29 protein-coding genes and 2 pseudogenes are annotated in these 26,980 nt (G+C 61.9%); 12 read left to right on the top strand and 19 right to left on the bottom strand.

Annotated features, from left to right (window positions below):
• Positions 1 to 61 precede the first annotated feature (61 nt).
• Positions 62 to 1,033, bottom strand: a complete 972-nt coding sequence (locus tag P3T16_RS32600; RefSeq protein ID WP_429345367.1) for a potassium channel beta subunit family protein — start codon at positions 1,031 to 1,033, stop codon at positions 62 to 64.
• A 236-nt stretch (positions 1,034 to 1,269) separates the two neighbouring features.
• Here P3T16_RS32600 and P3T16_RS32595 point away from each other — a divergent pair, with 236 nt between their 5' ends.
• Together P3T16_RS32595 and P3T16_RS32590 are read left to right on the top strand one after the other, a co-directional pair.
• Positions 1,270 to 2,067 (top strand): 3-hydroxybutyrate dehydrogenase, encoded by a 798-nt coding sequence (locus P3T16_RS32595; RefSeq protein WP_429345366.1) that lies wholly within the window; start codon positions 1,270 to 1,272, stop codon positions 2,065 to 2,067.
• 10 nt (positions 2,068 to 2,077) lie between these two features.
• Complete coding sequence (locus P3T16_RS32590) at positions 2,078 to 3,316, top strand: DUF3734 domain-containing protein (protein WP_429345365.1); 1,239 nt, start codon at positions 2,078 to 2,080, stop codon at positions 3,314 to 3,316.
• 173 nt (positions 3,317 to 3,489) lie between these two features.
• Here P3T16_RS32590 and P3T16_RS32585 read toward each other — a convergent pair whose 3' ends face one another.
• Complete coding sequence (locus P3T16_RS32585; protein WP_429345364.1) at positions 3,490 to 4,689, bottom strand: amino acid aminotransferase; 1,200 nt, start codon at positions 4,687 to 4,689, stop codon at positions 3,490 to 3,492.
• Between the two features lie 441 nt (positions 4,690 to 5,130).
• On the opposite strand from P3T16_RS32585, the gene uvrB reads away from it, so the two are divergent.
• The 6 genes from uvrB to P3T16_RS32555 all read left to right on the top strand — a co-directional run bounded on the left by uvrB (position 5,131) and on the right by P3T16_RS32555 (position 11,395).
• A complete protein-coding gene (gene uvrB, locus P3T16_RS32580; RefSeq protein ID WP_429345363.1) occupies positions 5,131 to 7,224 on the top strand; it encodes an excinuclease ABC subunit UvrB in 2,094 nt (697 codons plus the stop codon).
• A 385-nt stretch (positions 7,225 to 7,609) separates the two neighbouring features.
• A complete protein-coding gene (locus P3T16_RS32575) occupies positions 7,610 to 8,158 on the top strand; it encodes an iron transporter (protein ID WP_429345362.1) in 549 nt (182 codons plus the stop codon).
• 139 nt (positions 8,159 to 8,297) lie between these two features.
• Positions 8,298 to 8,630, top strand: a complete 333-nt coding sequence (locus tag P3T16_RS32570) for a cupredoxin domain-containing protein (RefSeq protein ID WP_429257198.1) — start codon at positions 8,298 to 8,300, stop codon at positions 8,628 to 8,630.
• 77 nt (positions 8,631 to 8,707) lie between these two features.
• On the top strand, positions 8,708 to 9,553 hold the full coding sequence (locus tag P3T16_RS32565) for an FTR1 family iron permease (protein ID WP_429345361.1): 846 nt from the start codon (positions 8,708 to 8,710) through the stop codon (positions 9,551 to 9,553).
• The gene (locus tag P3T16_RS32560) at positions 9,550 to 10,956 is read left to right on the top strand and encodes a 4Fe-4S binding protein (RefSeq protein ID WP_429345360.1); all 1,407 of its coding nucleotides are present in this window, start codon (positions 9,550 to 9,552) and stop codon (positions 10,954 to 10,956) included. The genes P3T16_RS32565 and P3T16_RS32560 overlap by 4 nt, the downstream gene beginning before the upstream one ends.
• A 31-nt stretch (positions 10,957 to 10,987) precedes the next feature.
• Positions 10,988 to 11,395, top strand: coding sequence for a GlcG/HbpS family heme-binding protein (locus P3T16_RS32555; RefSeq protein ID WP_429345359.1), 408 nt, complete (start codon positions 10,988 to 10,990; stop codon positions 11,393 to 11,395).
• 340 nt (positions 11,396 to 11,735) lie between these two features.
• Here P3T16_RS32555 and hemP read toward each other — a convergent pair whose 3' ends face one another.
• From hemP to P3T16_RS32535, 4 genes are all read right to left on the bottom strand, one after another.
• Positions 11,736 to 12,014 carry a hemin uptake protein HemP gene (gene hemP / locus P3T16_RS32550; RefSeq protein WP_429345358.1) on the bottom strand — a complete coding sequence of 93 codons (279 nt, stop codon included), beginning with the start codon at positions 12,012 to 12,014 and terminating at the stop codon, positions 11,736 to 11,738.
• Between the two features lie 196 nt (positions 12,015 to 12,210).
• Positions 12,211 to 12,696, bottom strand: coding sequence for an SRPBCC family protein (locus P3T16_RS32545; protein ID WP_429257193.1), 486 nt, complete (start codon positions 12,694 to 12,696; stop codon positions 12,211 to 12,213).
• A gap of 70 nt (positions 12,697 to 12,766) precedes the next feature.
• Positions 12,767 to 13,165 carry an OsmC family protein gene (locus P3T16_RS32540; protein WP_429257192.1) on the bottom strand — a complete coding sequence of 133 codons (399 nt, stop codon included), beginning with the start codon at positions 13,163 to 13,165 and terminating at the stop codon, positions 12,767 to 12,769.
• 170 nt (positions 13,166 to 13,335) lie between these two features.
• Entirely contained in the window at positions 13,336 to 14,208 is an 873-nt protein-coding gene (locus P3T16_RS32535) for a pirin family protein (RefSeq protein ID WP_429257191.1), read from the bottom strand.
• 122 nt (positions 14,209 to 14,330) lie between these two features.
• On the opposite strand from P3T16_RS32535, the gene P3T16_RS32530 reads away from it, so the two are divergent.
• Positions 14,331 to 15,341, top strand: a complete 1,011-nt coding sequence (locus tag P3T16_RS32530; RefSeq protein WP_429257190.1) for a LysR family transcriptional regulator — start codon at positions 14,331 to 14,333, stop codon at positions 15,339 to 15,341.
• A gap of 340 nt (positions 15,342 to 15,681) precedes the next feature.
• On the opposite strand, the gene P3T16_RS32525 is transcribed toward P3T16_RS32530, so the two are convergent.
• The 10 genes and pseudogenes from P3T16_RS32525 to P3T16_RS32480 all read right to left on the bottom strand — a co-directional run bounded on the left by P3T16_RS32525 (position 15,682) and on the right by P3T16_RS32480 (position 23,899).
• The gene (locus P3T16_RS32525) at positions 15,682 to 16,098 is read right to left on the bottom strand and encodes an ExbD/TolR family protein (RefSeq protein WP_429345357.1); all 417 of its coding nucleotides are present in this window, start codon (positions 16,096 to 16,098) and stop codon (positions 15,682 to 15,684) included.
• 13 nt (positions 16,099 to 16,111) lie between these two features.
• Entirely contained in the window at positions 16,112 to 16,843 is a 732-nt protein-coding gene (locus P3T16_RS32520) for a MotA/TolQ/ExbB proton channel family protein (protein ID WP_429345356.1), read from the bottom strand.
• A 25-nt stretch (positions 16,844 to 16,868) separates the two neighbouring features.
• On the bottom strand, positions 16,869 to 17,612 hold the full coding sequence (locus P3T16_RS32515; RefSeq protein ID WP_429345355.1) for an energy transducer TonB: 744 nt from the start codon (positions 17,610 to 17,612) through the stop codon (positions 16,869 to 16,871).
• 298 nt (positions 17,613 to 17,910) lie between these two features.
• Positions 17,911 to 18,147 (bottom strand): (2Fe-2S)-binding protein, encoded by a 237-nt coding sequence (locus P3T16_RS32510; protein WP_429257186.1) that lies wholly within the window; start codon positions 18,145 to 18,147, stop codon positions 17,911 to 17,913.
• A gap of 322 nt (positions 18,148 to 18,469) precedes the next feature.
• The gene (gene murI / locus P3T16_RS32505; RefSeq protein ID WP_429345354.1) at positions 18,470 to 19,390 is read right to left on the bottom strand and encodes a glutamate racemase; all 921 of its coding nucleotides are present in this window, start codon (positions 19,388 to 19,390) and stop codon (positions 18,470 to 18,472) included.
• Positions 19,391 to 19,510: 120 nt separating this feature from the next.
• Positions 19,511 to 19,990 (bottom strand): bacterioferritin, encoded by a 480-nt coding sequence (gene bfr, locus P3T16_RS32500; RefSeq protein WP_429257184.1) that lies wholly within the window; start codon positions 19,988 to 19,990, stop codon positions 19,511 to 19,513.
• 177 nt (positions 19,991 to 20,167) lie between these two features.
• A complete protein-coding gene (locus P3T16_RS32495; RefSeq protein WP_429345353.1) occupies positions 20,168 to 21,691 on the bottom strand; it encodes a fumarate hydratase in 1,524 nt (507 codons plus the stop codon).
• A 53-nt stretch (positions 21,692 to 21,744) separates the two neighbouring features.
• Complete coding sequence (locus tag P3T16_RS32490) at positions 21,745 to 22,356, bottom strand: TIGR00645 family protein (protein WP_429257182.1); 612 nt, start codon at positions 22,354 to 22,356, stop codon at positions 21,745 to 21,747.
• 132 nt (positions 22,357 to 22,488) lie between these two features.
• Positions 22,489 to 22,941, bottom strand: a pseudogene (locus P3T16_RS32485) (DMT family transporter); the annotation flags it as partial.
• A gap of 658 nt (positions 22,942 to 23,599) precedes the next feature.
• Positions 23,600 to 23,899: a helix-turn-helix domain-containing protein gene (locus P3T16_RS32480; RefSeq protein ID WP_429345352.1), complete on the bottom strand. Its 300-nt coding sequence runs from the start codon at positions 23,897 to 23,899 to the stop codon at positions 23,600 to 23,602.
• Between the two features lie 168 nt (positions 23,900 to 24,067).
• Between P3T16_RS32480 and P3T16_RS32475 the strand changes: the two genes are divergently transcribed.
• From P3T16_RS32475 to P3T16_RS32465, 3 genes are all read left to right on the top strand, one after another.
• The gene (locus tag P3T16_RS32475) at positions 24,068 to 24,568 is read left to right on the top strand and encodes a hypothetical protein (RefSeq protein WP_429345351.1); all 501 of its coding nucleotides are present in this window, start codon (positions 24,068 to 24,070) and stop codon (positions 24,566 to 24,568) included.
• 140 nt (positions 24,569 to 24,708) lie between these two features.
• Entirely contained in the window at positions 24,709 to 25,494 is a 786-nt protein-coding gene (locus tag P3T16_RS32470) for a metallophosphoesterase (protein ID WP_429345350.1), read from the top strand.
• Between the two features lie 87 nt (positions 25,495 to 25,581).
• On the top strand, positions 25,582 to 26,103 hold the full coding sequence (locus tag P3T16_RS32465; RefSeq protein ID WP_429345349.1) for a hypothetical protein: 522 nt from the start codon (positions 25,582 to 25,584) through the stop codon (positions 26,101 to 26,103).
• Positions 26,104 to 26,161: 58 nt separating this feature from the next.
• Here the strand turns inward: P3T16_RS32465 and P3T16_RS32460 are convergent, their stop codons facing one another.
• The 3 genes and pseudogenes from P3T16_RS32460 to P3T16_RS32450 all read right to left on the bottom strand — a co-directional run.
• Positions 26,162 to 26,653: a hypothetical protein gene (locus P3T16_RS32460; RefSeq protein WP_429345348.1), complete on the bottom strand. Its 492-nt coding sequence runs from the start codon at positions 26,651 to 26,653 to the stop codon at positions 26,162 to 26,164.
• 14 nt (positions 26,654 to 26,667) lie between these two features.
• Positions 26,668 to 26,796, bottom strand: coding sequence for a transposase domain-containing protein (locus tag P3T16_RS32455; protein WP_429345347.1), 129 nt, complete (start codon positions 26,794 to 26,796; stop codon positions 26,668 to 26,670).
• Positions 26,797 to 26,820: 24 nt separating this feature from the next.
• Positions 26,821 to 26,877: pseudogene (locus P3T16_RS32450) on the bottom strand (hypothetical protein); the annotation flags it as partial.
• Positions 26,878 to 26,980: the final 103 nt, after the last annotated feature.

Raw genomic sequence — 26,980 nt, 5'->3', positions numbered from 1 at the left:
CCAGCCTCGCGGCCGGATGCGACAACCGCCGCACGCGGCCCCTGACGCGACCGTCAATGACTCACTGATACGCGTCGCCAACGATTTCTTCGATCTTCTGCTTCACTTCGGGGGTGATCTTGCCGACAACTTCCTGTGCCTTCATGTTCTCGGCAATCTGTTCGACGCGTGATGCGCCGGTGATGACCGTGCTCACGTTTGGGTTCGTCAGGATCCACGCGATGGCAAGCTGACCGACGGTACAGCCGAGTTCATCCGCCACACCACCCAGCTTTCCAACGATACTGTTCTTGCCGGAGTCCGTCACCTGCTTGCGCAGCCAGTCGTAGCCCTGCAGTTGCGCACGGCTGTCGGACGGCACGCCGTCGCGATACTTGCCGGTCAGAAGACCGGAAGCGAGCGGGCTCCACGTCGTGAGGCCAAGACCGATGTCTTCGTACAGGCGCGCATATTCCTGCTCGACCCGCTTGCGATGAAACAGGTTGTACTGCGGCTGTTCCATGACAGGTTTGTGAAGATGATGCCGCTCGGCAATTTCATACGCGGCGCGGATTTCGTCGGCGCTCCACTCGGATGTGCCCCAGTACAGCGCCTTGCCGCGCGTGATCATGTCGCTCATCGCCCAGACCGTTTCCTCGACCGGTGTGTCCGGATCCGGACGATGACAGAAAACGAGATCGACATAATCGAGCTGCAGTCTTTGCAGCGATGCATCGATCGCGTTCAGCAGGTACTTGCGGTTGAGCGTGTGGTATTGATTCGGCGCTTCGTGCAGACCCCAGAAGAATTTCGTCGACACCACGTAGCTGACCCGTGGCCACGCCAGTTCTTTCAGCGCCTGCCCCATGATTTCTTCCGACTGCCCGGCCGCGTAGACCTCGGCGTTGTCGAAAAAATTGACTCCAGCATCCCGCGCGGCCGCCAGCGATTCGCGTGCGGCCCGGCGATCGACCTGATTGCCGTACGTCACCCATGAGCCGATAGACAGTTCGCTGACCTGCAGCCCGGAACGTCCGAGTCGTCGATAGTTCATGCATTCCTCCTTCGAGAGTGGTCCAGCCGCAACCGGGCCCGGGAAGAAACCGGGACCGGAGCCAGAACTGCACAGCTTAAACCGATCCGCATTTGTGCGTCAGACCGGTTGATTCATGCACAATAGCGGAGTTGGTCGCAGTGCAGCATTCGGCCGAAAGGCATATGCCTTTCGGCCAGCTTTCCGCTGCCTGCGCGCTATGGTGTCATTGCTCATCAACTGCATGGAGGTTCTTGATGTCGTCATCGAATACGAGTCTGAATGGGAAGGTCGCGGTCGTCACGGGTGCGGCGAGCGGCATCGGAAAACAGATTGCCTTGACGCTGTCGGCAGCGGGCGCGGCAATCGCCATTGCGGATCTGAATCAGGACGGCGCGAACGCCGTTGCCGAGGAAATCAACAAGGCGGGCGGCAAGGCGATCGGCGTGGCGATGGATGTCACGAACGAAGACGCGGTCAATCAGGGCATCGACAAGGTGGCGGCGGAACTGGGCTCGGTCGACATCCTCATTTCGAATGCCGGCATCCAGATCGTCAATCCGATCGAGAACTACTCGTTCTCCGACTGGAAAAAGATGCAGGCCATTCACGTCGACGGTGCGTTCCTGACTACGAAGGCCGCGCTCAAACACATGTACAAGGACGACCGCGGCGGTATCGTGATCTACATGGGTTCAGTGCACTCGCATGAAGCCTCGCCCCTCAAGTCGGCATACGTCACGGCGAAGCATGCGTTGCTCGGTCTCTCGCGCGTTCTCGCCAAGGAAGGCGCGAAACATAACGTCCGTTCGCACGTCGTGTGTCCGGGCTTCGTGCGCACGCCGCTCGTCGACAAGCAGATTCCGGAGCAGGCAAAGGAACTTGGCATCAGCGAAGAAGACGTGATCAAGCGCGTGATGCTGGGCGGCACGGTCGACGGTGTGTTCACCACGGTTGAGGATGTCGCGCAGACCGTGCTGTTCCTGTCGTCGTTCCCGACCGCTGCGCTGACTGGCCAGTCGTTCATCGTCAGTCACGGCTGGTACATGCAATAAGGGGCTTCGTATGGCGCAACGCAATGTGAAGCAGGCTCGCGCCGGCGCCGCGGAAGATGTGGGCGGAGGGCGGGTCAGTTCGGCCGCCGACGCCCGCGTCGGCCAGCGTATCCAGCTGCCGCAATATGAGACGGTCGCCCTCATGCTGCAGGGCGGCGGGGCGCTCGGCGCCTATCAGGCTGGCGTGTATCAGGGGCTCGACGAGGCCGGCATTCGTCCGAACTGGGTCGCTGGCATTTCGATCGGAGCACTGAATACGGCGATCATCGCTGGCAATGCGCCAGAGAATCGCGTGGCACGTCTGCTCGAATTCTGGGAGACCATTTGTCGGCCCGCTTTCGGCCCCCCGCTGCCGGCCTTCATCGAGCACGCGCTCTTCAACTCAAGTGATGCAGTGCGCAAGGCGTTCACGGCCATGCAGGCGGTCGGTGCGATGGTGGAAGGGCAGAAGGGCTTTTTCGTACCGCGCTTTCCGCCGCCCATGGCCACCATTTCGGGTGCACCGCAGCAGGCGAGCTACTACGACACCGCGCCGTTGAAGGCCACGCTGGAACGGCTGTGCGATTTCGACCGGATCAACTCGCGCGAGATGCGCGTGTCCGTAGGCGCGGTGAATGTCGGCACGGGCAATTTTGCGTACTTTGACAATACGCATACGAAGCTGCGTCCTGAGCATTTCATTGCGTCGGGTGCGTTGCCACCGGGCTTTGCGGCGGTCGAGATCGATGGCGAGTATTACTGGGACGGCGGATTGATGTCGAACACGCCGCTCCACGAGGTCCTTCAGACCACGCCTCGTCAGGACACGCTCGCGTTTCAGGTCGACTTGTGGAGCGCGCGCGGGCCGGTGCCCGATAGCATCACCGACGTCCAGGGCCGCATGAAGGACATCCAGTATTCAAGCCGTACACGGCTCGTCACCGACATGCTTCAGCGTTCCCAGCGATTCCGGCATGTGCTGCGCGAAGTGCTTGACCGCGTGGCGCCCGAGCATCGGGATGACGCCTGGTGCAAGCTTGCCGAAGACCTGTCCTGCTCGAAGCGCTACAACGTGTTCCATCTGATCTACCGGCATAAGGAGTACGAAGGCCACTACAAGGACTATCAGTTTGGTCTGTCGACGATGCGTGAACACTGGGAGAGCGGGTTAGTCGATATTCGCGGTTCGCTGGCACAACCGGACTGGCTGGCAATGCCTGATAACGACGCCGGCTTCGTCACGCACGATATCCATCGCGATACGCGGTGAGAGATTGACGGTTGGGTTTCGCGATCGTCGACGTTGACGGCCGCATCAAGAACACGCAGTAGCCGCAAAAAAAGCGCCCCAGAGACACATGGGGCGCTTTTCAAACCATCCACGATGATGTTAACGCGTCGGTGGCACGCAAACAGTCACACCGCTCGCGCGCATCGACCGCCTTACTTCAAAACATGCGCAACTGCGTTCGCGACCACATCGAGGTTGCGTGTGTTGAGCGCAGCAACGCAAATTCGGCCGGTGCTCACGGCATAAATGCCGAATTCTTCGCGCAGACGATCCACTTGCGGCGCGGTGAGACCCGAGTACGAGAACATGCCGCGTTGCGCGTTCACAAAGCTGAAATCGCGTGCGACGCCCGCTGCCTGCAGACGTTCGACGAGGCCGTTACGCATCGCGCGAATACGGTCACGCATTTCGCCGAGTTCCGCTTCCCACGTCGCGCGCAGTTCCGGCGAACTGAGCACAGCTGCGACGACGGAACCACCGTGCGTCGGCGGGTTCGAGTAGTTCGTGCGGATCACGCGCTTCAGTTGCGACAGCACGCGGGAGGCTTCTTCCTTGCTCGCCGTGATGATCGACAGCGCGCCGACGCGCTCGCCATACAGCGAGAACGACTTCGAGAACGACGACGACACGAACACGTTCACTTCCGACAGCGCGAAGAGACGCACAGCCGCTGCGTCGGATTCGATGTCGTCGCCAAAGCCTTGATAGGCGATATCGAGGAACGGCACCAGGTTGCGCGCCTTCACCACTTCGACGATCTGCAGCCACTGGGCGGACGTCAGGTCGACGCCAGTCGGGTTGTGGCAGCACGCGTGCAGCACGACGACCGTGCCGGCGGCATAGCTGTTGAGCGCCGTCAGCATGCCTTCGAAGTTCACGCCTTGCGTCGCCGCGTCGTAGTACGGATACGAGACCACCTCGAAGCCCGCGCTTTCGAACAGTGCGCGATGGTTTTCCCAGCTCGGGTCGCTGATCGCGACCTTCGCGTTCGGGTTCACGCGCTTCAGGAAGTCCGCGCCGATTTTCAGTGCACCCGTACCGCCCAGAGCCTGCGCAGTGACAACGCGGCCGGCTGCGATCAGCGGCGAGTCGTTGCCGAGCAGCAGCTTTTGCACGGCTGCGTCATAGGCGGCAATCCCTTCGATCGGCAGGTAGCCGCGCGGCAGGGCTGCTTCGATACGTGCTTTTTCTGCCTCGCGGACGGCCCGCAGCAGCGGAATCTTGCCTTCTTCGTTCGTGTAGACGCCCACGCCCAGATTCACCCTGGTCGTGCGGGTGTCGGCGTTGAAGGCTTCGTTCAGGCCCAGGATCGGGTCGCGGGGAGCAAGTTCGACAGCGGAAAAAAGAGACATGATGGTTCGGCAGTAGTGAAAGGAGGGGCGGGCTTCCAGCCTGGCCGGTCGGAGACACATCGCAGACAGAGGCGGCGGGCGCGCAACTTGCCATTGTATCGAATCCCAGGCCGTTTTTCGGCCCGCGATACGGGTTTCACCCGCATATTTGCCATCGGCGACGCGCAGAACGGCGGGGAAAAGGCCGCAGAAAGGCCACGCGAAGGTCGCCCGGAAGGCGTACGAAGGCACATGAAGGCACATGAAGGACGCACACCCGCTGTTCCGGCAACGCATTCAACCGCTGGACATGCCGATCCCGATGTCATCGCAGCGCTTCTGCTGTCGCCGCGGGGAATAGCGCCGGAAGCCGCCCCTGATGCCGTCCCGACGCAGCCCCCGGTCCGCAAATCGACAAGGGGCTAAAATAGTCCTTTGCTTCCGGCTGAGGATGCCGCTCCCATGTCCGAACACCATCTGCGCGAAGTTGATCACACCCTCGACGAATCGAAATTCGTCACGTTCGAGGGTTCACCGTTCCAGCTTTACCAGCCATTCCCGCCCGCCGGCGACCAGCCGACCGCGATCGAAACCCTTGTCGAAGGCGTCAACGACGGCCTGTCATTCCAGACGCTGCTCGGCGTCACCGGCTCTGGCAAGACGTTCACGATGGCGAACACGATCGCGCGGCTTGGCCGTCCAGCTATCGTTTTCGCGCCGAACAAGACGCTCGCCGCCCAGCTTTACTCGGAGTTTCGCGAGTTTTTCCCGCGTAACGCGGTCGAGTACTTCGTCTCGTACTACGACTATTACCAGCCGGAAGCGTACGTGCCGCAGCGCGACCTGTTCATCGAAAAGGACTCGTCGATCAACGAACATATCGAGCAGATGCGTCTGTCGGCGACGAAAAGCCTGATGGAGCGGCGCGATGTGGTGATCGTCGGGACGGTGTCTGCGATCTACGGTATCGGCAATCCGTCCGAATATCACAAGATGATCCTGACGCTGCGCACGGGCGACAAGCTCGGCCAGCGCGACGTCATCGCGCGCCTGATCGCAATGCAGTACAGCCGCAATGAAGCCGACTTCCAGCGCGGCTCGTTCCGTGTGCGTGGCGACACGATCGATATTTTCCCGGCTGAGCATGCCGAGATGGCGGTGCGCGTCGAACTGTTCGACGACGAAGTCGAGACGCTGCAACTGTTCGATCCGCTGACGGGCCGCGTGAAACAGAAGATTCCGCGTTTCACCGTCTATCCGTCGTCGCACTACGTGACGCCGCGCGAGACCGTGATGCGTGCCGTCGAAACGATCAAGACCGAACTGCGTGACCGGCTGGAGTTTTTCTACAAGGACGGCAAGCTTGTCGAAGCGCAGCGGCTCGAACAGCGCACGCGGTTCGACCTGGAAATGCTGCAGGAACTGGGCTTCTGCAAAGGCATCGAGAACTACTCGCGGCACTTTTCGGGCGCCGCGCCCGGCGAGCCGCCGCCGACGCTCGTCGATTACCTGCCCACCGATGCGCTGATGTTGCTCGACGAATCACACGTGCTGATCGGCCAGCTGAACGGCATGTACAACGGCGACCGCGCGCGCAAGGAGAACCTGGTCGACTACGGCTTCCGCCTGCCTTCGGCGCTGGATAACCGGCCGCTCAAGTTCAACGAGTTCGAACGCAAGATGCGTCAGGTGGTGTTCGTCTCGGCGACGCCCGCCGATTACGAGAACCGGACAGCGGGGCAGGTCGCCGAACAGCTGGTGCGTCCGACGGGTCTCGTCGATCCGGAGATCGAAGTGCGTCCGGCGACGAGCCAGGTGGATGACATCCTCGGCGAGATAAACGAACGTGTGAAGGCGGGCGACCGCGTGCTCGTCACGGTGCTGACGAAGCGTATGGCTGAGCAGCTCACTGAGTTCCTGTCGGATCATGGCGTGAAGGTGCGTTATCTGCACAGCGATATCGACACGGTCGAACGCGTCGAAATCATCCGTGATCTGCGGCTCGGCACGTTCGATGTGCTGGTCGGGATCAACCTGCTGCGTGAAGGGCTGGACATCCCGGAAGTGTCGCTGGTCGCGATTCTCGACGCCGACAAGGAAGGCTTCCTGCGCGCCGAGCGCTCGCTGATCCAGACGATCGGTCGCGCGGCGCGGAACGTGAACGGCAAGGCGATCCTGTACGCAGACCGCATCACCGATTCGATGCGTCGCGCGATCGATGAAACCGAGCGGCGGCGCGCGAAGCAGATCGCCTTCAACGAGAAGATGGGCATCGTGCCGCGCGGCGTCGTGAAGCGGATCAAGGACATCATCGACGGCGTCTACAACGTCGACGAAGCGCGCGCCGAACTGAAGGAAATGCAAACGCGCGCGAAGTTCGAGGACATGTCCGAGAAGCAGCTGTCGAAGGAGATCAAGCGGCTCGAGAAACAGATGATGGAGCACGCGAAGAATCTCGAATTCGAAAAGGCCGCGCAGGCGCGGGACCAGCTTTCGCTTCTGCGTCAACGCGTGTTCGGTGCGAACGTCGGCGATCATCTGACCGGCACGAACTGACGCGGATCGCCGGCGCAAACCGATGCCGTGCGGCGTCATGCCGCACGGCATCGCCCTGTGCGGCTGGCGTTCGCGGTCACAGTGTGCGGCTTCCGGGCCCCATTCCGGAAGGCAGCCGCCAATGCCGGTGCGGCATGGCTTACGCCTGACAGCTGGAACGTCTGTCACCCGTCCGCAAAACCCGGCTTAAAACCCTGCGCCCATAAGGCTTTCGGCGCGTCGGCATTTGTCGTCCAGATCGAAGGGTGATAAACTCCGCATGTATTGAGAATGGTTCGCATTAGCGTTCTTTATTGGCGTCGTGAGGACGTCGGTGGACAGAAGGCAGATCTTCGCCAGTGCGGCTCTATTCTCGATCCCAGCTCATAAAAACAAAGGAGTTTTAATGCGGATTTCTTCTTTCGTGCGCGGCAGCGCCGCGGTTGTGACGGCTGTGGCCGCGTTGTCGGTGTCAGCCGCCGAGTACCCGATCGGCAAGCAGCACATCGAGGGCGGCATGGAAGTCGGCGCGGTCTACCTGCAGCCGATCACCATGGAACCGGAAGGCATGATGCGCAAGGCATCGGACTCTGACGTCCACCTCGAAGCGGACATCCACGCTGTCAAGAACAACCCGACCGGTTTCGCCGAAGGCGACTGGATGCCGTATCTGCAGGTCAAATACGAGTTGTCGAAAGTGGGCTCGACCCAGTCGGTGAAGGGCGACATGATGCCGATGGTCGCAAGCGACGGCCCGCACTACGGTGACAACGTCAAGATGTTCGGTCCGGGCAAATACCACCTGAAGCTGATCGTCGAACCGCCGATGCAGATGGCCCATATGTCGTTCGGCCGTCACGTCGACAAGGAAACCGGCGTGGGTCCGTGGTTCAAGCCGTTCTCGATCGAGTACGATTTCACCTTCGCCGGCATCGGCAAGAAGGGCGGCTACTGATCAGCCGCGCATCGCCTGACATGAAACGCGGCCTGAGTGCCGCGTTTGCGTGAAGGTCACGGAAGCCCGAAAGGCCTCAAAAGGGCGCCAGAAGGGCCCGGAAGGCGCAGAAAAGCGCAGGAAAGCGCAGGAAGGCTCAATGAGAATCAACAGGAAGATCGCGATCCTGGCCATGACGACGTCGCTCGTCGGCGTTGCGCATGCCGCGGATCTGCCGACGTTCAAGCTCGAAATGAACGACGGCAAGCTGAATCCGGCGCGCATCGAAGTGCCGGCCGGACAGCGCATCAAGATCGAAGTGCACAACGTGGGCAAGGGCGCTGCGGAATTCGAGAGTGTGCAGTTGCGCAAGGAAAAGGTGCTCGCGCCGGGTGCCGATTCATTCGTCGTGATCGCGCCGCTGTCGCCGGGCGAGTACAAGTTTTTTGACGATTTTCACCAGGAAGCACAGGGCGTAATCGTCGCGAAGTAAGCATGCTTCGATGCGGGCGCGGGGCGACAGCGCAGCGCTGTCGTCCGCTCCATTCGCAAACGGGCGGGAGAATTTCGATGGGTCAGGTGTTGTTCATCGTTTGGCGGGAAAGTGTCGAGGCGCTGCTGGTCGTCGGCATTCTGTATGCGTGGCTGAAGAACGGCGACGAAAGCGCGCGGCGCGGGTTGCCATATCTGTGGGCGGGTGTCGCAGCCGGCGTGCTGGCGGCGATTGCGCTCGCTGCGGCGCTGGTCGGTTTCACTGAGGTGCTGTCCGGCGACGCGCAGGATTATTTCCAGACGGCGATGGTGCTGATTGCATGCGTGCTGATCGTGCAGATGGTGCTATGGATGAAGCAGCACGGCCGCACGCTCAAGCGTGACATGGAACAGTCGCTGCAAAAGAGTACGCAGGACGCGAACTGGTGGGGCGTTGCCGTGCTCGTCGCGCTGGCGATCGCGCGTGAGGGCAGCGAGACGGTCATCTTCCTGTATGGCCTGGGTTTTGGTCAGTCGGGTCATGTCGACGCAAGCCAGTATCTGGCCGTCGTGATCGGCCTCGCGCTGGCGTTTCTCACGTTCTGGCTGCTGCAGATCGGCGGCAGGATCTTTTCGTGGCGGCTCTTTTTCCGCGTCACGGAAATCATGCTGCTGTTTCTCGGCGCGGGTCTGTTCCAGACGGGCATCGACAAGCTGATCGACAAGGAAATCCTGCCGACGCTGGTCGACCAGGTGTGGAATACGTCGGCGATTCTCGATGATGCGAGCACGTTCGGCTCGCTGGTCGCGACGCTTACCGGTTATCGCGCGCATCCGGCGTTGATGAACCTGGTCGCCTACGCGCTGTACTGGGCAGTCGTCTGGCTGCTGGTGCGACGGGCCAGTCGCGGTCCGGCGCAACGGACGGCAGGGCGCACGGCATGAGTAGCATCGCGTCCGGTCGCGCTGGCCTGCTCGCGGAAGCCGGACAATGGATGCAGCGCCACGGCGCTGTCGTCCGCGGCATCCAGTGGGTCGTCGTTGCGGTTTACGCGTTTCTGATCCTCGTGCCGGCAGTGATGCCGCTGCCGGGCGACACGGCGCATCTGTGGAACAACCTGACGCTTGCTGCACAGTTCGTGTTCTGGGGCATCTGGTGGCCGTTCGTGCTGCTGTCGATGGTGATGCTCGGGCGCGTGTGGTGCGGCGTGCTGTGCCCCGAAGGCGCACTCGCTGAGTTCGCCAGCAAATACGGACGAGGCCGGGCCATTCCCCGCTGGATGCGATGGGGCGGCTGGCCCTTCGTCGCGTTCGGACTCACGACGATCTACGGCCAGATGGTCAGCGTCTATCAGTATCCGAAGGCCGTGCTGCTGGTGCTCGGCGGCTCGACGTTCGCCGCAATCATCATCGGCTTGCTGTACGGGCGCGAGAAACGCGTCTGGTGCAAATATCTCTGCCCCGTCAACGGAGTTTTTGCGCTTCTGGCGAGGCTCGCGCCGTTCCACTTCAAGGTCGACGAAGAAGCGTGGCGCCGTTCATACAAGGAAGGCGAGCACGGTCATCGGGTGATTCCGATCAACTGCGCGCCGCTCCTGCCGTTGCGCAACATGAAGGGCGCCGCGGCGTGCCATATGTGCGGCCGTTGCAGCGGACACCGCGACGCGATTGCACTGACGTGGCGCTCGCCGTCGACGGAAGTGGTCGATCTCGGCGACGGGCAGGCGAGCGGGTGGGACACCGCTTTGATCCTGTACGGTCTGCTCGGCATCGCGATCGGCGCGTTCCACTGGACCGGATCACCGTGGTTCGTCGACCTGAAGACGTTCCTCGCGACGTGGCTCATCGATCGGGACATCACGTGGCCGCTCGAGACCGACGCACCCTGGTTCCTCTTCACGCACTATCCGGAGCAGAACGACGTCTTCTCTTGGCTCGACGGGTCGATGGTGATCGGCTACATCGTCGCGACCGGGCTCGTGTACGGCACCGCGCTGCTGGCGCTCCTGATGATCGGCACGCGCATGCTTGGCCGCTTCAGCTGGGTGCGGCTGCATCACTTCACGCAAGGGCTGATTCCCATCGCGGGCACCGGTGTGTTCCTCGGCCTCTCCGCGACCACGCTTTCGCTGCTGCGGGCGGAACACGTGCCGCTGTGGTGGGCTTCGGAAGTGCGGATCGGGATTCTCGTCATCGCCAACGTGGGGAGTGCGTGGCTCGCGTGGCTCGTGACGCGTCGCTACAGCGCGCGGCTTTTCCAGCGCGGCCTTGCGATGGTATGGTTCATGGCCGCGCTAGCGGTCGTCGACAGTGCGTGGTGGCTGATGTTCTGGGGCTGGACGCGCTGACGGCATTTTCAGTCAAGAACGAGGCCCGACCGTGAGAACCAAACCCGCATTAACCGATGACGACGTCAGGAAAATGGCCGCCGCAGCCGAAGCGCATGCGGCCGCCAATCAATGGAATGTGACCGTCGCGATTTTCGACGACGGAGGTCATCTGCTCTATCTCCACCGCGGCGACAACGTCGCGCCCAGCACGGTCGAAATGGCGATCGGCAAGGGCCGCACAGCCGTTCTCGGCCGGCGCGAAACGAAAGTCTACGAAGAGATCATCAAGCAGGGCCGCACGGCCTTCCTGAGCGCGCCGCTGGTCGCGATGGTGGAGGGCGGCGTGCCGATCGTCGTGGAGGGCGAAGTGGTCGGCTCGTTTGGCGTGTCCGGCGTCAAGTCGGAGCAGGATGCGGCGATTGCGCGTGCCGGGATTGCAGCGCTCGGGCTCGGCTGAGGGGTCTTTTCCGGCGTCGGCTTCGGCGTCGGCCCGATGAGTCGATAGACGCAACCCGTAGAGGCGCTTGCCGGAAGCATAAGAAAAAGCTGTATGGATGTTCATCCATACAGCTTTTTCAACTTCCTTCAGTCGCGATGCGCGCTCGTTGCGCATGCGCACTGCAGTGAGAACCCAAAAAAAGCGGCCTGGCTGGCTGCGACGGCTGGCCTGGTGTCTGCACGAAGGGGTCTAGATCTCGCGTGCAAGCCGTCGATGGCTGGCTACTGCCCAACACCTCCCGGAGAGGTGGTCCCCACAATACCCGGTACGTACTGCCTGATCTGCCTGTTTGATCGCGTTACTTCGTCAGGATCAGCTTGCCGAGGCGCGTGGCCCGAAGCTGATATGTTTCGCCGTTATGCGTGATGCTGACGTGACTGCGTCCCTGCAGCAGTGAATCGCTCGACACGGTGCGCTCGACTGATTCCGGCTGGCTCTGGGCTGGGCCCTCGCTCCGGCTGCGGCTCCTGCTGCCGTCGAGGTCGCGCGCTGGCATGGCGGGCTTCGGACGGCTGGTCAGCGCGGCGGTCGGCGAGCGGCGCAGGCTGAGCGTGGAAGAGCGCGTGAAGTCTGTCATTCGTGGCATCGGTTGGTTGATTCGATGGATTGATTCTAAATGATAACCATTCCCATTTACAAGGTTGAGTAATTCATCGGAATTGCGTTTCGATAGGGATGATCGTTGAATGCAGCTGGAGCGCTGCGGAAGGAGGAAGAGCGGAACAACGCGACGGCTGAACCACGCCGTCACGCGCATACACGTCAACACTGATTTAGTGCAACTGTGCCGGAACCTGACCGCCGCCCTGCACAAACTGGCGGATGAGCCGCACCGTATCGATGTCCGACTCGCGATACGCCGATTTCACGATCTCGCTTGTCGTGCGCTCGTCTTCTGAGTCGGCGGTCGGCAGGGTGGTTTCGTATTTGAAGCGCAGAAACAGTTGCAGCTCGTCAGGCTGCTCGATCGTCATCGTCAGCGATCCGCCGACGTACGACTCCGTCGCGAGGATGTCATAGCGCACGCTCTCACTGGCGAGCAGCGTAACGCGGTCGCGCACGGTGGCCTGTCCGTAATGCAGTTCACGCTCGAGTGTGCTGTCGGTACGCGACAGGATCGTGCAGCTGTCGAGACCCAGCACGAACAGCTGGGGCTGCTCGGCACGCAACACGAGACCTTCCCACAACTGCTCGCGGGTCATGGTTTCGACGAACGGATTCAACGGATCGTTGATCTGGATCAGATGTTCGAAATTCAAGACGACAACTTCCTCTTAAGACGCTGCGCGAACGGCATCGATGGCACGGGCGCCGGTCGCGCATGCTGTATCAGGCCGCGGTAAGCCCGGTGCGGACCGAGATCGGATTCGTCAGGATCTTGTGCACCGGACATGCATTGGCAATTTGCAAAAGTCGTTCCCGCTGCTCGTCGGACAGGTCGCCTTCGAGCGTGACCTTGCGATCGATCGTCGTGCCTGCGTCGCCGGTTTCGATCGACAGCATCACGCGCACGTCCGCGAGCGGCCAGCCTTTGCGCTGCGCGTACATTTTCAGCGTGATCGACGTGCACGCGCCGAGGCCCGATAGCAGTAGTGAAACGGGTCCAGGACCGCGATCGCCGCCGCCTAGCGATTCGGGCTCGTCGGCGAGCCACGTGTGCGCGCCGTCGTCCAGCAGAACCTGGAAATTCGTCGAACCGATGTGGGCGATGACTGCGGGCTCTACCATGCGATCTCCTGCGAGGGAACGGGCGGAGCCGCGCGCTGCGAGTGCGGCGCGCGGCATGAGCCGATATTGTGAACGAATTTGCGAAGCTTCGGGCCGCGCTGCCTCAGCACGCTGTCGAACGGGGCCGGAGCGGCGCGCAGGAGCGCGAAACGTGAGCGATGCCGCGGAGATCAGTGCGTGATCTGTCCCATCCGGCCGGCCTGGTAATCGATGACTGCCTGACGGATCTCGTCCTCGGTGTTCATCACGAACGGACCATAACGCACGACGGGTTCATTGAGCGGTACGCCGCCGAGGAGCAGTACGTCGAGTGGTGTGTCGCCGGCGGCGAGCGTCACGGTGTCGCCGTCGTCGCTGAAGACGACCATCGTCCGCGCGTCGACTTCGCGGCGATCCTCACCGTAAAAGCCCTTGCCCGACAGTCCGTACGCGAACACGCGAAATTCGCGCGGCACCGGATGCACGACGCGCGCGCCCGGTTGCAGCGTGAAATGCTGATACAGGATGGGCGTGCGGGTTTCGATCGGCGCCTTCACGCCGAGCGCTTCGCCGGCGATCACTTTCACGCGCACCTTGCCGTCCGCCGATGTCGCGACCGGAATACCCGCCGAAGGCATCTCCTGATAACGCGGCGCGATCATCTTGTCCCGGCGCGGCAGGTTCACCCAAAGCTGCAGGCCGTGCACGCGGCCGCCTGTCGCGACGAACGACGGATCCGGCATCTCGCTATGCACGACGCCGGCGCCCGCCGTCATCCATTGCACGTCGCCTTGCCGCAATGTGCCCGAGTGGCCCGCCGAATCCTTGTGACCGAATTCGCCTTCGAGCACATAGGTGACCGTCTCGAAGCCGCGATGCGGATGATCCGGCGCGCCTTTTGCCTCGCCGGGCGCGTAGTCGACAGGGCCCATCTCGTCGAGCAGCAGGAACGGATCGAAATCCATCAGCATGCGCGTCGGAAACGGCCGGTGGACGGTGAAGCCGCCGCCCTCGGTCGTGCGAAGCGCGGGATATGTGCGCTCGATCGTGCGTGTCGTGCTCATCAAAGTCACCTCGGAAAATGGGGAATAGCATCATTTTTGGAACATAGCGCTATTATAGGGACGCATTTTCGTGGTGCCAGCCGCTATCTAGCAATGGATTGTTCTATGAGTGGAACGATGAAATGAAGATCGATTCGCATAACCTGAACGACCTGATGTACTTTTCGCAGGTTGTCGAGCACGGCGGTTTCTCGGCGGCGGAGCGGGTGCTCGGCATTTCAAAGTCGCGCCTGTCGCGGCGCCTGACCGAACTCGAAGCGTCGCTCGGCGTGCGTCTCTTGCAGCGCTCCACGCGCAAGCTCGCGTTGACGGAAGCCGGCCAGCTTTTTTACCAGCACTGTCAGGCGATGCTTTCGGAGGCGCAGGCGGCTGTCAACGTGGTGCAGCAGTTGCGCTCGTCGCCGCGCGGCACGGTTCGCGTGAGCGTGCCGGTCACGATCTCGCAGACGATCCTGTCGGAGATCATGCCGGAGTTCATGCATCGCTATCCGGAAGTGCGGGTTGTATTTCGTGTGACGAACCGCGTTGTCGATCTGTACGAAGACTCCATCGATGTCGCGTTGCGCGTGCGCTCGGAGCCTCCGCAAAGCGCCAACATCGTTGTGCGGCCGCTGTGGCGCACGCAGCAGATGCTGGTCGGCGCGCCGAGCCTCCTGAACCAGAATGCGCCTCCGCTGGAACCGGCCGACCTCGCGCGCTTCGAAACGCTCGACACGCCGACCACCGATGGACGTCACGTGTTCACCCTGATCGCGCCCGATGGCACGCGTCATCTGCATGAGCACGAGCCGCGTCTCGTGACCGCCGATCTGATGATGGTGCTCGAAGCAGTGATGGCGGGCGTCGGCATCGCTGCATTGCCGGAGATGATGTACGGCGCCGCGTTGCGTTCAGGAAAACTGTCGCCGGTCATGCCGGGATGGACGCTGCCGACGCCGCAACTCTATGCGGTGTTCGTCTCGCGCCAGGGCATGGTGCCGGCCGTGCGGGCGTTCGTCGATTACCTGGTCGAGATGCTCGACGAGCAGAGCGGCACGTATGTCACGAAAGAATGCCCCGATAGTCGCCCAGAGACGCGCGCGTTGAAAAAAACAGACGAGCGGAAAACGGCCGACATCGCTTTTGGCATTTAAGCGCGGGCAGTGATCGGTACTTTCAATGGCTGTTTTCTTGAATGCGCGCGCTGCCGGGCGTATATTGAAATCCCTTCGCTAAGGAGTTCTCTTATGCGAAAACTCATGGCCGCTATCATAGCGAGCCTGACAGGGCTGAGCGCGCTGTCCGTGTCGACCACGGCTGTCGCATGCGGTGACTCCGGCTACTCCAATGGCAAGTGATCCCGCCGCCCGAAGGCGCCGAGTGCGCACAAAAAAAGGCCTTCATCTGACGATGAGGGCCTTTTACTTTGTCCGCCGCGTTTAGCCTGCAAATACAGGGGCTTTCTGCTTTTAAAGACCGCAACGCAGCAGCGTATTACTTCTTCGGTTCAGTGACGAAACCGATCTTCGTCAGACCACCGGCCTGCGCTGCGGACATCACTTCGGCGACCTTTTCATACGCGACCTTGCGGTCCGCGTTCAGATGCAGCTCAGGTTGCGGATTCGCCTGCGCGGCTTCCGCGATCTTCACGCGCAATACATCGTCGGTGACGGGCCTGTCGTCCCACAGAACGGTGCCGTCGGCCTGCACGTTGACGGTGACCTGCGCGGGCTTCGTCTCTTCTTTCTGGCTGCTCGCATGCGGCAGATCGATTTTCACCGCGTGGCGGATCACCGGAATCGTGACCATGAAAACGATCAGGAGAACCAGCATCACGTCGACGAGCGGCGTCATGTTGATTTCGTTCATCAGACCGTCGTCATCGTCGCCGGCAAAGGGGCTCATTGCCATTGGAGTGCCTCGCTCAGTGAGTACGCGTCGCGAGGCGCAGGCCGTCGCTGCGCTTGCTCGACGACAGGCGCGCGCCGGTCACGAAGAACGCGTGCAGGCCGTGCGCGAAGCGGCTCAGCTTGCTGACGACTGCCTTGTTCGCGCGCGTCAGCGCGTTGTAGCCGAGCACCGCCGGAATGGCGACGAAGAGGCCGAACGCGGTCATGATCAGCGCTTCACCCACCGGGCCCGCAACCTGATCGATCGACGACTGGCCGGCCGCGCCGATTGCGAGCAGCGCGTGATAAATGCCCCACACCGTGCCGAAAAGCCCAACGAACGGCGCCGTGCTGCCAATCGAGGCGAGCACCGCAAGGCCGCTTTGCATGCGCGCGACGCTTTCGTCCATCGTGTCCTTCAGGCAGCGCGTGACCCAGTCCGACACGTCCATGCGATCGTGCAGATGCGGTTGCGTCTGGTGATGGTGATCGGCGGCTTCCTGGCCCGACAGCGCGAGCGCGAGGAACGGATTGTCGAGCGGTGTCGACGCATGCGCGCCGAGCTTCTTCACGCCGTCAGCGAGGTCGTCGGAATGCCAGAACGCCTGCTCGGCGTTCTTCGTCAGACGCTTGAGGCGCATGACGTTCCAGCTCTTCACGACGATCACCGTCCACGACAGCACCGACATGATCACGAGCGTGAGCGCGATGCCGCGCGTCACAAAATCCCCTTGCGCCCATACGTGGGCGATACCGTAGTTTTGCATTGCAATTCCTTTGTGAAAATCGGGATCAGTCAGTCAGGCTGAAAGAGAAAGGCTGGGTATAGGTCGCGCGGATCGCTTCGCCATTCTCGATGTACGGCTTGCACGAACTGCTGTGCATCGCAGAGACGGCGGCGTCGTCGAGCCGGCTGAAGCCGCTGCTCTTCTTCAACTCGATGCTTTCGATCTTGCCGGTCAGCCCGACGACGAACTTCACCATCGCCGTGCCGGTTTCATTGCGGCGTTTCGACAGCACGGGGTAATCCGGCTGCGCAATGCTGCAGTCGAGATGGGCGACGTTCTTCGGTGCAAAGAGCGCCATCGTCGGCTTGCCGATCGCGGGCGCGGCTGCTTCAGCAGGTGCGGGTGCCGGCGCAGCAGGCGCGGGCGGCGCCGGCGGCGCGGGTTGTGGCGCGGCGATTTCGTGCTGCGACGGTGCAGCGGCTTCTGGAAGCGGCGTCGGCGTCGGTCTGGACACCGGACGCGGCTGCACCCTCGGCTTCACTTGCGGCACAGGCGGCGTGGGTTTGGGAGGCGTCGGCGTCGACTGGATCGCGACGGGCGCGGCCACGGGGGCGGGGCTCAGCAGTTCGGCCGTGATCGTGCGCGACTCGATGGCGCGCGACACAGGCTCGTCGCGTGCGAGCAGGACGGCCGCGAGCAGCACGGCATGCAGCCCGACGACCGCAGCGGTGGCCGTGGCGACGCGAGGATTGAAGCGGGCGGACTGCGCCGGGGAGAAGCGGGCGGGGACGGTATTCGAAGCCTGCATGTTAGCGGAGCCGGACGGCAGCAGACGTGCCGCCGATGCAATGCTTCAGGCGACACAGCGTCATTTTCGGAAGATCAGCAATGAGATGCACAGGGTAGTCAGAAAACCGATCAGCAATTCCATCTCGAACTCCTTTTAAAGGATGAGCGGTAGCTGGCTGGTGACAGGACTGGCTTGCTGACGGCGGGTGGATCGAAACAGCGGACAACAGTGGGGCGCGGCGAGAATCCGCCCGGCAACGATGCCAGCAGCGAGGCCAAAAAACGCGGCCTGGAGGACGCCCCCGGGATCAGGCAGATCAGGCGGCCTTGCGCTCGTAGAACGTCAGCGGCACCGGTTGCGCATGATGTTCGACACCGCAGCGGCTTGCGCAGACGCCGCTTTGCGCCATCACATCGCGCACGGCTTCTTCGCATTTGCCGCAGCAGCTCGCGACGCCCAGCTCGAACTGAAGCTCATCGAACGAATCGATGCCTTCCGCGATGGACGCGCGGATCTTCCGGTCGGAAACAGACTTGCATACGCAGACGATCATGGTGTGGTGCGATAGCTAACGTTAATGCGAATTATTATCATTATGTTTCGGACGTTTGGCAAGCGGGATATCCGGATTTTTGTAACAAAACCAGCCTGTTGGGAGGGTTTCCCGAGACGGCGCTGGGGTGTGAGCGGGCGGGAAGGGCGCAGGCGGCGCGGAGAAGACCGACATCGGGCGGGCCGTGGGAAGACGTTGGGCGGCGCTTTTTGGCCCGCTCGCCGCCGCTGCCGGCACGGAATTGCCGCTCCAGAGGCCTGGAAGCGCCTTGTGCAGCGCCCGGAGGCGCTTCAGAGCCAGCGCGGCGGCAGAAAGAGCAGGCTCAGGCGACCTGAGCGTCGGGCTCGGCGGTACGGCGGGACGGAATGTGGACGCGTTCAACCGGCGCGGCGAGCTTGAGGAGCGTTTCTGCAAGCTGCTGCAGATGCGCGCCGTCGCTGGTCGAGAAAAAACGGGGCGGAACAGCGGCTTCGGGGCCGCCAGCGGCGCGCAGACCGTGCTGGTCGAGCACGCGCTCCAGTTGCCGCGCGATTGCGACGCTGGTGTCGATCAAGGTCAGCCGGTCACCCACGAGATCGCGGATCGCCGCGTCGAGAAACGGGTAGTGGGTGCAGCCGAGCACCAGCGTATCGGCGCTGGCATCGAGCATCGGCTGCAGATAGCTTTGCAGCAGGGCGCGCAGTTCGGCCGAACCGACGTCGCAGCGCTCCACGGCCTGCACCAGCCCGTGGCCCGGCTGGCACAGAAAGCGGCAGTCGGCCGCATAGCGTTGCAGCAGATCCTGGAAACGGGCGCTGCGCAGCGTCACCTGCGTCGCGAGCACGCCCGCAACGCGCGTCTTCGATTGCAGTGCCGCCGGCTTCACGCCCGGCTCGACGCCGATGAGCGGAATCGACAGGCGCTCCCGAACCAGCGCGATCGATTGCGCCGTCGCCGTATTGCAGGCGACGACGAGCACCTTCGCGCCCTGTTTGACGAGCCATTGTCCGATCGCGAGCGTTCGGTCGGCGATGAAATCGTCGTCGCGCTCGCCGTACGGCGCGTACAGCGAATCCGCCACGTAGACGAGCGATTCGTCTGGCAATTGCGCGCGCACCGCGCGCAGCACGGAAAGGCCGCCTAGTCCCGAGTCGAAGATGCCAATGGGCGAGCGTGCCGAAGACAACAGCGTCGAAGTGTCGGAAGAAGCGGAAACAGTACGCGAACCGGATGTCGTGCCGTTGATCGCCGGATCGGCGGTCATGCGCGAAGAAGCGTCCTGCGGTGCGGTCATATGCGAGCGGAAGAAACGGGCGAAGGGCAGAGGGGACGCCGTTCGCGCCGGTGCCAGTGCATGTCGCGCGAACGGATTTCCGTCACTCTATCAGGACTCGATCGAGCCCATGCCGGACTGCTGGTAGTTCTGGATACCGACCTTGTCGATGAGATCCAGTTGCGTTTCCAGCCAGTCGATATGTTCTTCGGTGTCGTCGAGAATCTTCGTGAAGATTTCACGCGAAATGAAATCGCGAACCGATTCGCAATACACAATGGCTTCCTTGCACGTGCCCTGCGAAATCTGTTCGAGCTTCAGATCGCATTCGAGAATCTCTTTTGTTTCCTCGCCGATCAGCAGCTTGTGCAGGTCCTGCAGATTCGGCAGGCCATCGAGCATGAAAATGCGTTCGATCAGCAGATCGGCATGCTTCATTTCGCCGATCGACTCGTCGTATTCATGCTTGCCGAGCTTGTCGAGACCCCAATGCTTGTACATCCGTGCGTGCAGGAAGTACTGGTTGATCGCGGTCAGCTCATTCTTTAGCTGCGAATTCAGATATTCGATGACCTTCTTGTCGCCTTGCATGATTTTTTCCTTTTGGGGCTCGGGATTCTGATTCTTTCAACAATAAGCGCCATGGCCGAAAAAGCCAAGAGCGCACATATTCGCGCAGTTCTCTCAAGCCGCTATGAGCGCTTCGTCGAATGAAAAAGCCGGGGTGCAGTTCACAGGACCCCGGCCTTGATCAACGCATCATGACGCTTAAACCGTGGCGACCGGAATCTTGCCGATTTTCGCCTGCCATTCCTTCGGGCCGGTCTGGTGCACCGACGTACCCGACGAATCGACCGCGACCGTCACCGGCATGTCCTGCACGTCGAACTCGTAGATGGCTTCCATGCCGAGGTCTTCGAATGCGAGCACCTTCGCGCTGCGAATGGCCTTCGATACGAGGTAAGCCGCGCCACCGACAGCCATCAGATACGCTGCCTTGTGCTTCCTGATCGCCTCGATTGCAACCGGGCCGCGCTCGGCCTTGCCGATCATCGAAATGAGGCCTGTTTGCGACAGCATCGTCTCGGTGAACTTGTCCATGCGCGTGGCGGTCGTCGGGCCAGCCGGGCCGACTGCTTCGTCGCGTACCGGATCGACCGGGCCGACGTAGTAAATCACGCGGTTCGTGAAGTCCACCGGCAGCTTTTCGCCCTTCGCGAGCATGTCGGCGATGCGCTTGTGCGCCGCGTCGCGGCCCGTCAACATTTTGCCCGACAAGAGGAGCGTCTGGCCCGGCTTCCACGAAGCGACTTCTGCCGGCGTCAGCGTGTTCAGGTCGACGCGCTGGCTCTTCTCCGTGTCCGGTTCCCACTGAACTTTCGGCCATGCATCGAGCGAGGGTGCTTCGAGCTTCGCGACGCCCGAGCCATCCAGCGTGAAGTGTGCGTGACGCGTGGCCGCGCAGTTCGGGATGATCGCGACCGGCTTGCTCGCAGCGTGCGTCGGTGCAGTCATGATCTTCACGTCGAGCACGGTGGCGAGACCGCCAAGACCCTGCGCACCGATGCCGAGCGCGTTGACCTTCTCGTGCAGTTCGATACGCAGTTCTTCGATCCAGTCCTTCGGGCCGCGCGCGATGATGTTCTGGATGTCGATCGGATCCATCAGCGATTCCTTCGCCATCACCATCGCTTTCTCAGCGGTGCCGCCGATGCCGATGCCGAGCATGCCCGGCGGGCACCAGCCGGCGCCCATCGTCGGCACGGTCTTCAGGATCCAGTCGACGATCGAGTCCGACGGATTCAGCATCGCGAACTTCGACTTGTTCTCCGAGCCGCCGCCCTTGGCTGCAACCTGCACGTCGACCTTGTCGCCCGGCACGATCTCGTAGTGGATCACGGCCGGCGTGTTGTCCTTCGTGTTCTTGCGCGCGCCTTCCGGCGGGCTCACGATCGACGCACGCAGCACGTTGTCCGGATTCAGGTAACCGCGGCGCACGCCTTCGTTGATCATGTCGGTGACGCCCATCGTGGCGCCGTCCCAACGCACATCCATGCCGACCTTCACGAACACCGTGACGATGCCGGTGTCCTGGCAGATTGGACGGCGGCCTTCGGCGCACATGCGGCTGTTGGTCAGGATCTGCGCGATGGCGTCCTTCGCGGCCGGGCTCTCTTCGAGTTCGTACGCGCGGCCGAGGGCCTGGATGTAGTCGAGCGGATGGTAGTAGCTGATGTACTGAAGCGAATCAGCGATGCTCTGAATCAGGTCTTCCTGTTTGATGACGGTCATGGCTAGCTCAGTGGGGACAGTGGCGCTTGTTTTCTGGTCGCGGGCCTATGCGGTCAGTCGTGCGCCTTCAGGGGAGTGGAACCGTGTGAAACCACGGCATGCAGGGCCGTGGGTTCCTGAAAATGTTTGGGGTGCGTGTGTGTGGTCAGCCGGTCGACCAGCGCCATCACAACAGCCGAGAGCAGGAACGCGACGTGGATAATCACCTGCCACATGACCGTATGCGTCGAATTCTGGTCGGGGCTGATGAAGGTCTTCAGCAGATGGATCGACGAGATGCTGATCAGCGCCATCGAAAGCTTCACTTTCAGCACGCCCGCGTTCACGTGATCGAGCCACTCCGGTTCATCGGGATGACCTTCGACGCCGAGCCGCGACACGAACGTTTCATACCCGCCGACGATCACCATGATCAGCAGGTTCGAGATCATCACCACGTCGATCAGGCCGAGCACGACGAGCATGATGCTGGTTTCATCGAGCGACAGTGCTGCGGTAACGAGGTGCCACACTTCCTTGAGGAACAGCACGACATAGACGCCCTGCGCGACGATCAGGCCGAGATAGAGCGGCACCTGCAGCCAGCGGCTCATGAAGATGACGGCGGGCAGCGGACGCATGGGGCGGCGTGGCGGATGGGCGGAATCGTGGCGCGGTGCGGACATGGGCGATAGCGGTGGCGTAAGCGAACGGACGCATCAGAAAGCGGGAACACGGGCCGGTCAATGCGTGGGCGTGGCCGTGTCAGGCGCGCTATTGTACAGCGTCCTCCCGGTTTACCCGGATGAGGCGGGCAGTCAGGATGCGACGGGTGGCACGCGCTTCACCTTCAGGCTCGCGAGCGCGATGCCCACGACGACGCACGCCAGCGCGAAACCGTGTGCGAGCTTCGGCCGCTCGCCGAGGAAGACGATGCCGTACGTCGCGGCCGCGACGGGCAGCACGGCGCTGAACACGCCGGCAAGCGAGCCAGGCACGTGCCGGATGCCTTTCATCCAGAGCCAGAACGAGAAGATGCTGGCCGAGAGCCCGTACCAGAGCACGAGCGACCAGATGGGGAGCGGCACGCTTGCGTAATCGAAGTGCGCGAGCGCAGTGACGCCGAGCGGCAGCATCAGCAGCAAGCCGAACAGATGCGTGTACGCACAGATATCGATGGGCGCGAGCGTCTGCGTCAGCCGGCGCGACAGGATCACGTAAAGCGATTCGCAGCAGACCGCGCCGAGCACCATCAGGTTGCCGGCGAACGAGCCTTCCGTGGCGGCGTCAGCAGTTTGATCCGCATGCGCGATTTTACGGACATACTCGACTCGGATGTCAGGTAATCCAATCTGGAAGAGCAGGTCTCCACCAATTCCAAATCTTTCTCCCCATGGGGCAAGCCGGCGAAGCCGGCGCGTCAGGCGCAAGTGTGTGCAACTTGGGGACCGCCGATCGGCGGCTGTCCACACCCGTGTGGTGTGGGCAGCCAAGTTGTGCACACGGGGATAACCACGTAACCGCTCCCACTATCAGGGCCAACCAGATCTAGCCAAGGTAGGTATCAGGCCCGACTCCACCGGGTATCACGCGACATATGGTGGCATCTTTTCGCTTCTGCGGGCGGCACAGACGCTCCGATTTAAGCGCCTGAGACGGGCCGTGCGGAGTAGACGCACGTTCGACACAGCGTGGATTGGCGAGCCGACCGCCTCAGGAAATGATGGGGTTTGATGCCACGTGCGTGTGCCAAAGCGCGTGCGGGCAGTCAGGTAGCGTTGAACGACAGGTTTCGACGCTGGTCATCCCGCGGCGGTACTGTCTTAGGTCATTGATGCCTGAGTGGTGGGGCATGGCTCAGGAGCGTGCCTGTCAGGGCGGCAGCCGGCCAGACGAACGGCGGCACAACGGGCGGTCTTGAGTCCGGGTCTATGCCGGGTCTCGCTTCTTCTTGCTCACCGGTTGTTGTTGGCTCGTATCTTCGCGCGCGGGGTGTCGGCGCTTGGCTGAAAGTTCCGTCTCGACCTGTGCAAGCAGGCTACTCGGTTGGCAGTCGAGAGCCGCGGCAATTCTGAACAGCACCGTGAGCGTGGGCGCGCTATGTCCGAGTTCGAGCAGGCTCACGTAGGTGCGCCGGATGTCGGCCTCGAACGACAACTGCTCCTGCGTCAGGCCCGCTTCCTCGCGACGCTTGCGTAAGACGCGTCCAAAGGCTTGCGCAGGATCCACTTTTCTTCTCCCAATAAAATGGGAGAACTTTCAATTTGTCGCTATAATTTGTCTTCCCAATATATTGGGAATCGGACAATTTTCCGCAGCCGCATGACCTGCTGAAGCGGATCTCGGAGGGTTCATGGAGGCCTGCGCGGGTCAGTTTGAGGCTCGAGGCAGACCGCCGTGAATCGCACCGATTTAAAGAACCTGGAATCTATGTTTTTGACTTGCGAAGGGAACCGCTTGCCGGTTCAGTCGGCGCTGGCCGGCGAGGGCTCAGCGGTCTGGGCGGTCACCGAGATGTGGAGCGGGGGCGACGCGCTGATCCTGCAGTTTACAAACGCCGGAAAGCGCGGACTGCCGCGAACCGTGATGATGGATCTGCTGTGGGGCGCCGCCTCACTCGACCAGTTCGCCTCAGGTGGCCAGGTCCTCCGGGGGGCGGCGGTGCTGCGCGTGAAGGCGCGAGGTGTATCAGATCGATGGTCACTGGAAACCGTCAGTGAGATCCGGGTTGGGGCAACCGAAGCCAGCAAATCCGAAGACGGCTTTGTGCAGGTGACACAATTCACTACTTCGGAAGGACGGCAATTCTCGGTGCCATTTGCCCTGACCGACCGGTCCTCGCGTGGCAAGCGGATTTTTCGTGAGCGTTCGACACGTGTGTCGGCCAGTTCTCGTTAGCGGATAGTGTGACGGTGGTCTGTATGGCCTTACGCCGGCCCAGCGGCGTGGGCTGGCTCGAAGGCTGAATAGTCAGAGCGCAGCTATGATCCAGGCAGACTTTCACTGCCTGCTCCGAAATTCAGAGTCTCGTTTCAAGTATGCGCATCCAGATTGCATCGGACCTTCATCTCGAAATGCTGCGGAAGCGTTTTTGCGATTATCTTCCGCTGCAACGCACGGATGCGGACGTACTGGTACTGGCGGGCGATATCGCATCGCACCATGACGCGGTGGCGCTATTTGCGAACTGGCCGGTGCCGGTGATCTACGTGCATGGCAACCACGAGGCATACGGCGCGCGCTACGACGAGCTCGCGGGGGCGATCCGCGCGCGGGCCTCGGGGACGCGGGTCCACTATCTCGAGCGCGAAGAACGGGTGATCGGCGACGTGCGCTTTCTCGGCTGCTGTCTCTGGACCGACTATGAACTGGACCGGACCAAGGAGCGCAGCATGGAGAGCGCCCGCCGTTTCATGCACGATCACACCGTGATACGTGCAGCCGATGGCGGGTTCTTCATGCCGGAGCATGCACTCGCCGAACACCAAGTGTCGTTCGCCTGGCTTCAGGAACAACTCGTCACCCCGTTTGACGGCAAGACCATCGTAGTGACCCATCATGGGGTGGCGCCCCCGTCTGTCCATCCACGCTATCGGGGCGAGCTTGCGAACGCCGGCTTCGTCAGCGATCTTCGCCACATCCTCGATCTGGCCGATGTGTGGATTCACGGACATGTACACGACTCGTTCGACTATTTTGTCGGCGAGGCGCGGGTGATCGCGAATCCGCGAGGCTACGCGCGCAACCTGAACATAGCCGGCGCCACCGCCGACCTGAAGTGGGAAAACCCCGCGTTTGATCCGGCGCTGATCATTGAGGTCTAGCCGTGACCAAGCCGCCAACCATGCGCAATGTCTTCGGCGCGGCTCTGCCTGAGCGGGCCGCCGAACGCTGCATCGAACGGAGTCCGGATGGGCAACGTTTTCGCCATACGACGGCGCAAATCAGGTCGAATTGCGCGCCGGCTGAAAGACGCCCCGTTGCGCGCGGGTGAAGACCGCACGCACGGATTGGTTGATGACGCGCTGAAGCGCGCACGTGTGCGCGGGAGGCGTTTCGCACGGGATGCTTACGCGCACCCCGATACCCTGACGCTTGTCCGCGCTAGCGACTACGCCAGGCTGGATGCGACGGAAATCATGAGGCGGTGCGAGGAGGGCAGCCTGTATGCATTGCCCGATCCAGAAAAGAAGCAGCTGCGCCGTTATCCGAAATGGCAATTCGACGCTGAGCCCGGTCGTTTAGACGCCGTGCTGCGGGTGTTCATCGACGCTGGGACAAATGTTTGGGTGCTCCATTCCTTCATGATCCACGAACGTGAGGTACTGGTTCACATGTCGCCGGCGACAGTTATCGTCGACGTGAGCATCAGTGTCCGTCCTGTGATCGAACTTGCGATGCGCGAGGTCAACGCCGAACAGGGTGCCTCGTGATCCGCCTGCTTGCGAACTCGTATCCGTCAGCGGAACCCGTGTTGACGGTGTCGCGCGGTTAGATGTCGACAATCTTGCGCAGCAGAGCGTAAGAGACCCGCCAATGGCCTTCCGAATCATTGACGGCGATAGACGCAGTTTTCGCGTTGAGCCGGACGATGATGCCGACCCGCTCGCTCAGATGTTTGTCGGTGAAGCCGACGGTGTCGCCAATGAAGAATTCCTCCCGTTGAGCTCGCGGTGGCGGCGACGGAGGAGCGTGAGTTGGGCCGCTGGCAGTGTCGGGGATAACCGCCGCGTATAGCACCGACCAACGCTGACGGCTCTGGTTGTCCTGGATCACCGCCTGGGTTTGCCTCAGTTCCACCACCGTTCCGTGCGAAGGTGGTGCGAGCGGATCGCCTCCGATATAGCTGACCTCCATTCCCAGATGCAGGCGTTGACGTACTTCGAGGATACGTCTCGGGTCGTCCAGCATTTTGCCGATGGCGAGATAGAGGCGATACAACTCGGCGCTGGGCGCCTGCCGAAGCGAGTCGAGAATGTCCATGGGCGGTGAGGTGTTTATCGGGCGAGCGGCAACAGTTCATGCACGCGGTTGACAGCATACGATGGCAACTTCTCAAGTGTGTCCTTGAGCCATGCGTAAGGCTCGAAGCCGTTCAGGCGAGCCGTGCCGAGCAGTGAATACATCGTGGCTGCCGCTCTGGCACCACGCGGCGAGCCTGCGAACATCCAGTTCGACCTCCCGAGAGCAATTGGCCTGATTTGCCGCTCTAACGCGTTATGCCGACTTCCGGATTATGTCGCGTCAAGGGTGCGGAGGGCCTTCCTCATGCCCTTTTGTGATTGCTGAGTCGGCATAATCCGTATGATT

Source organism: Paraburkholderia sp. GAS42, from assembly GCF_050436565.1.
Classification (GTDB): Bacteria; Pseudomonadota; Gammaproteobacteria; order Burkholderiales; family Burkholderiaceae; genus Paraburkholderia.
Note: the sequence above shows the minus strand (reverse complement) of the source record. Positions and strands in the feature narration are given on the sequence as shown.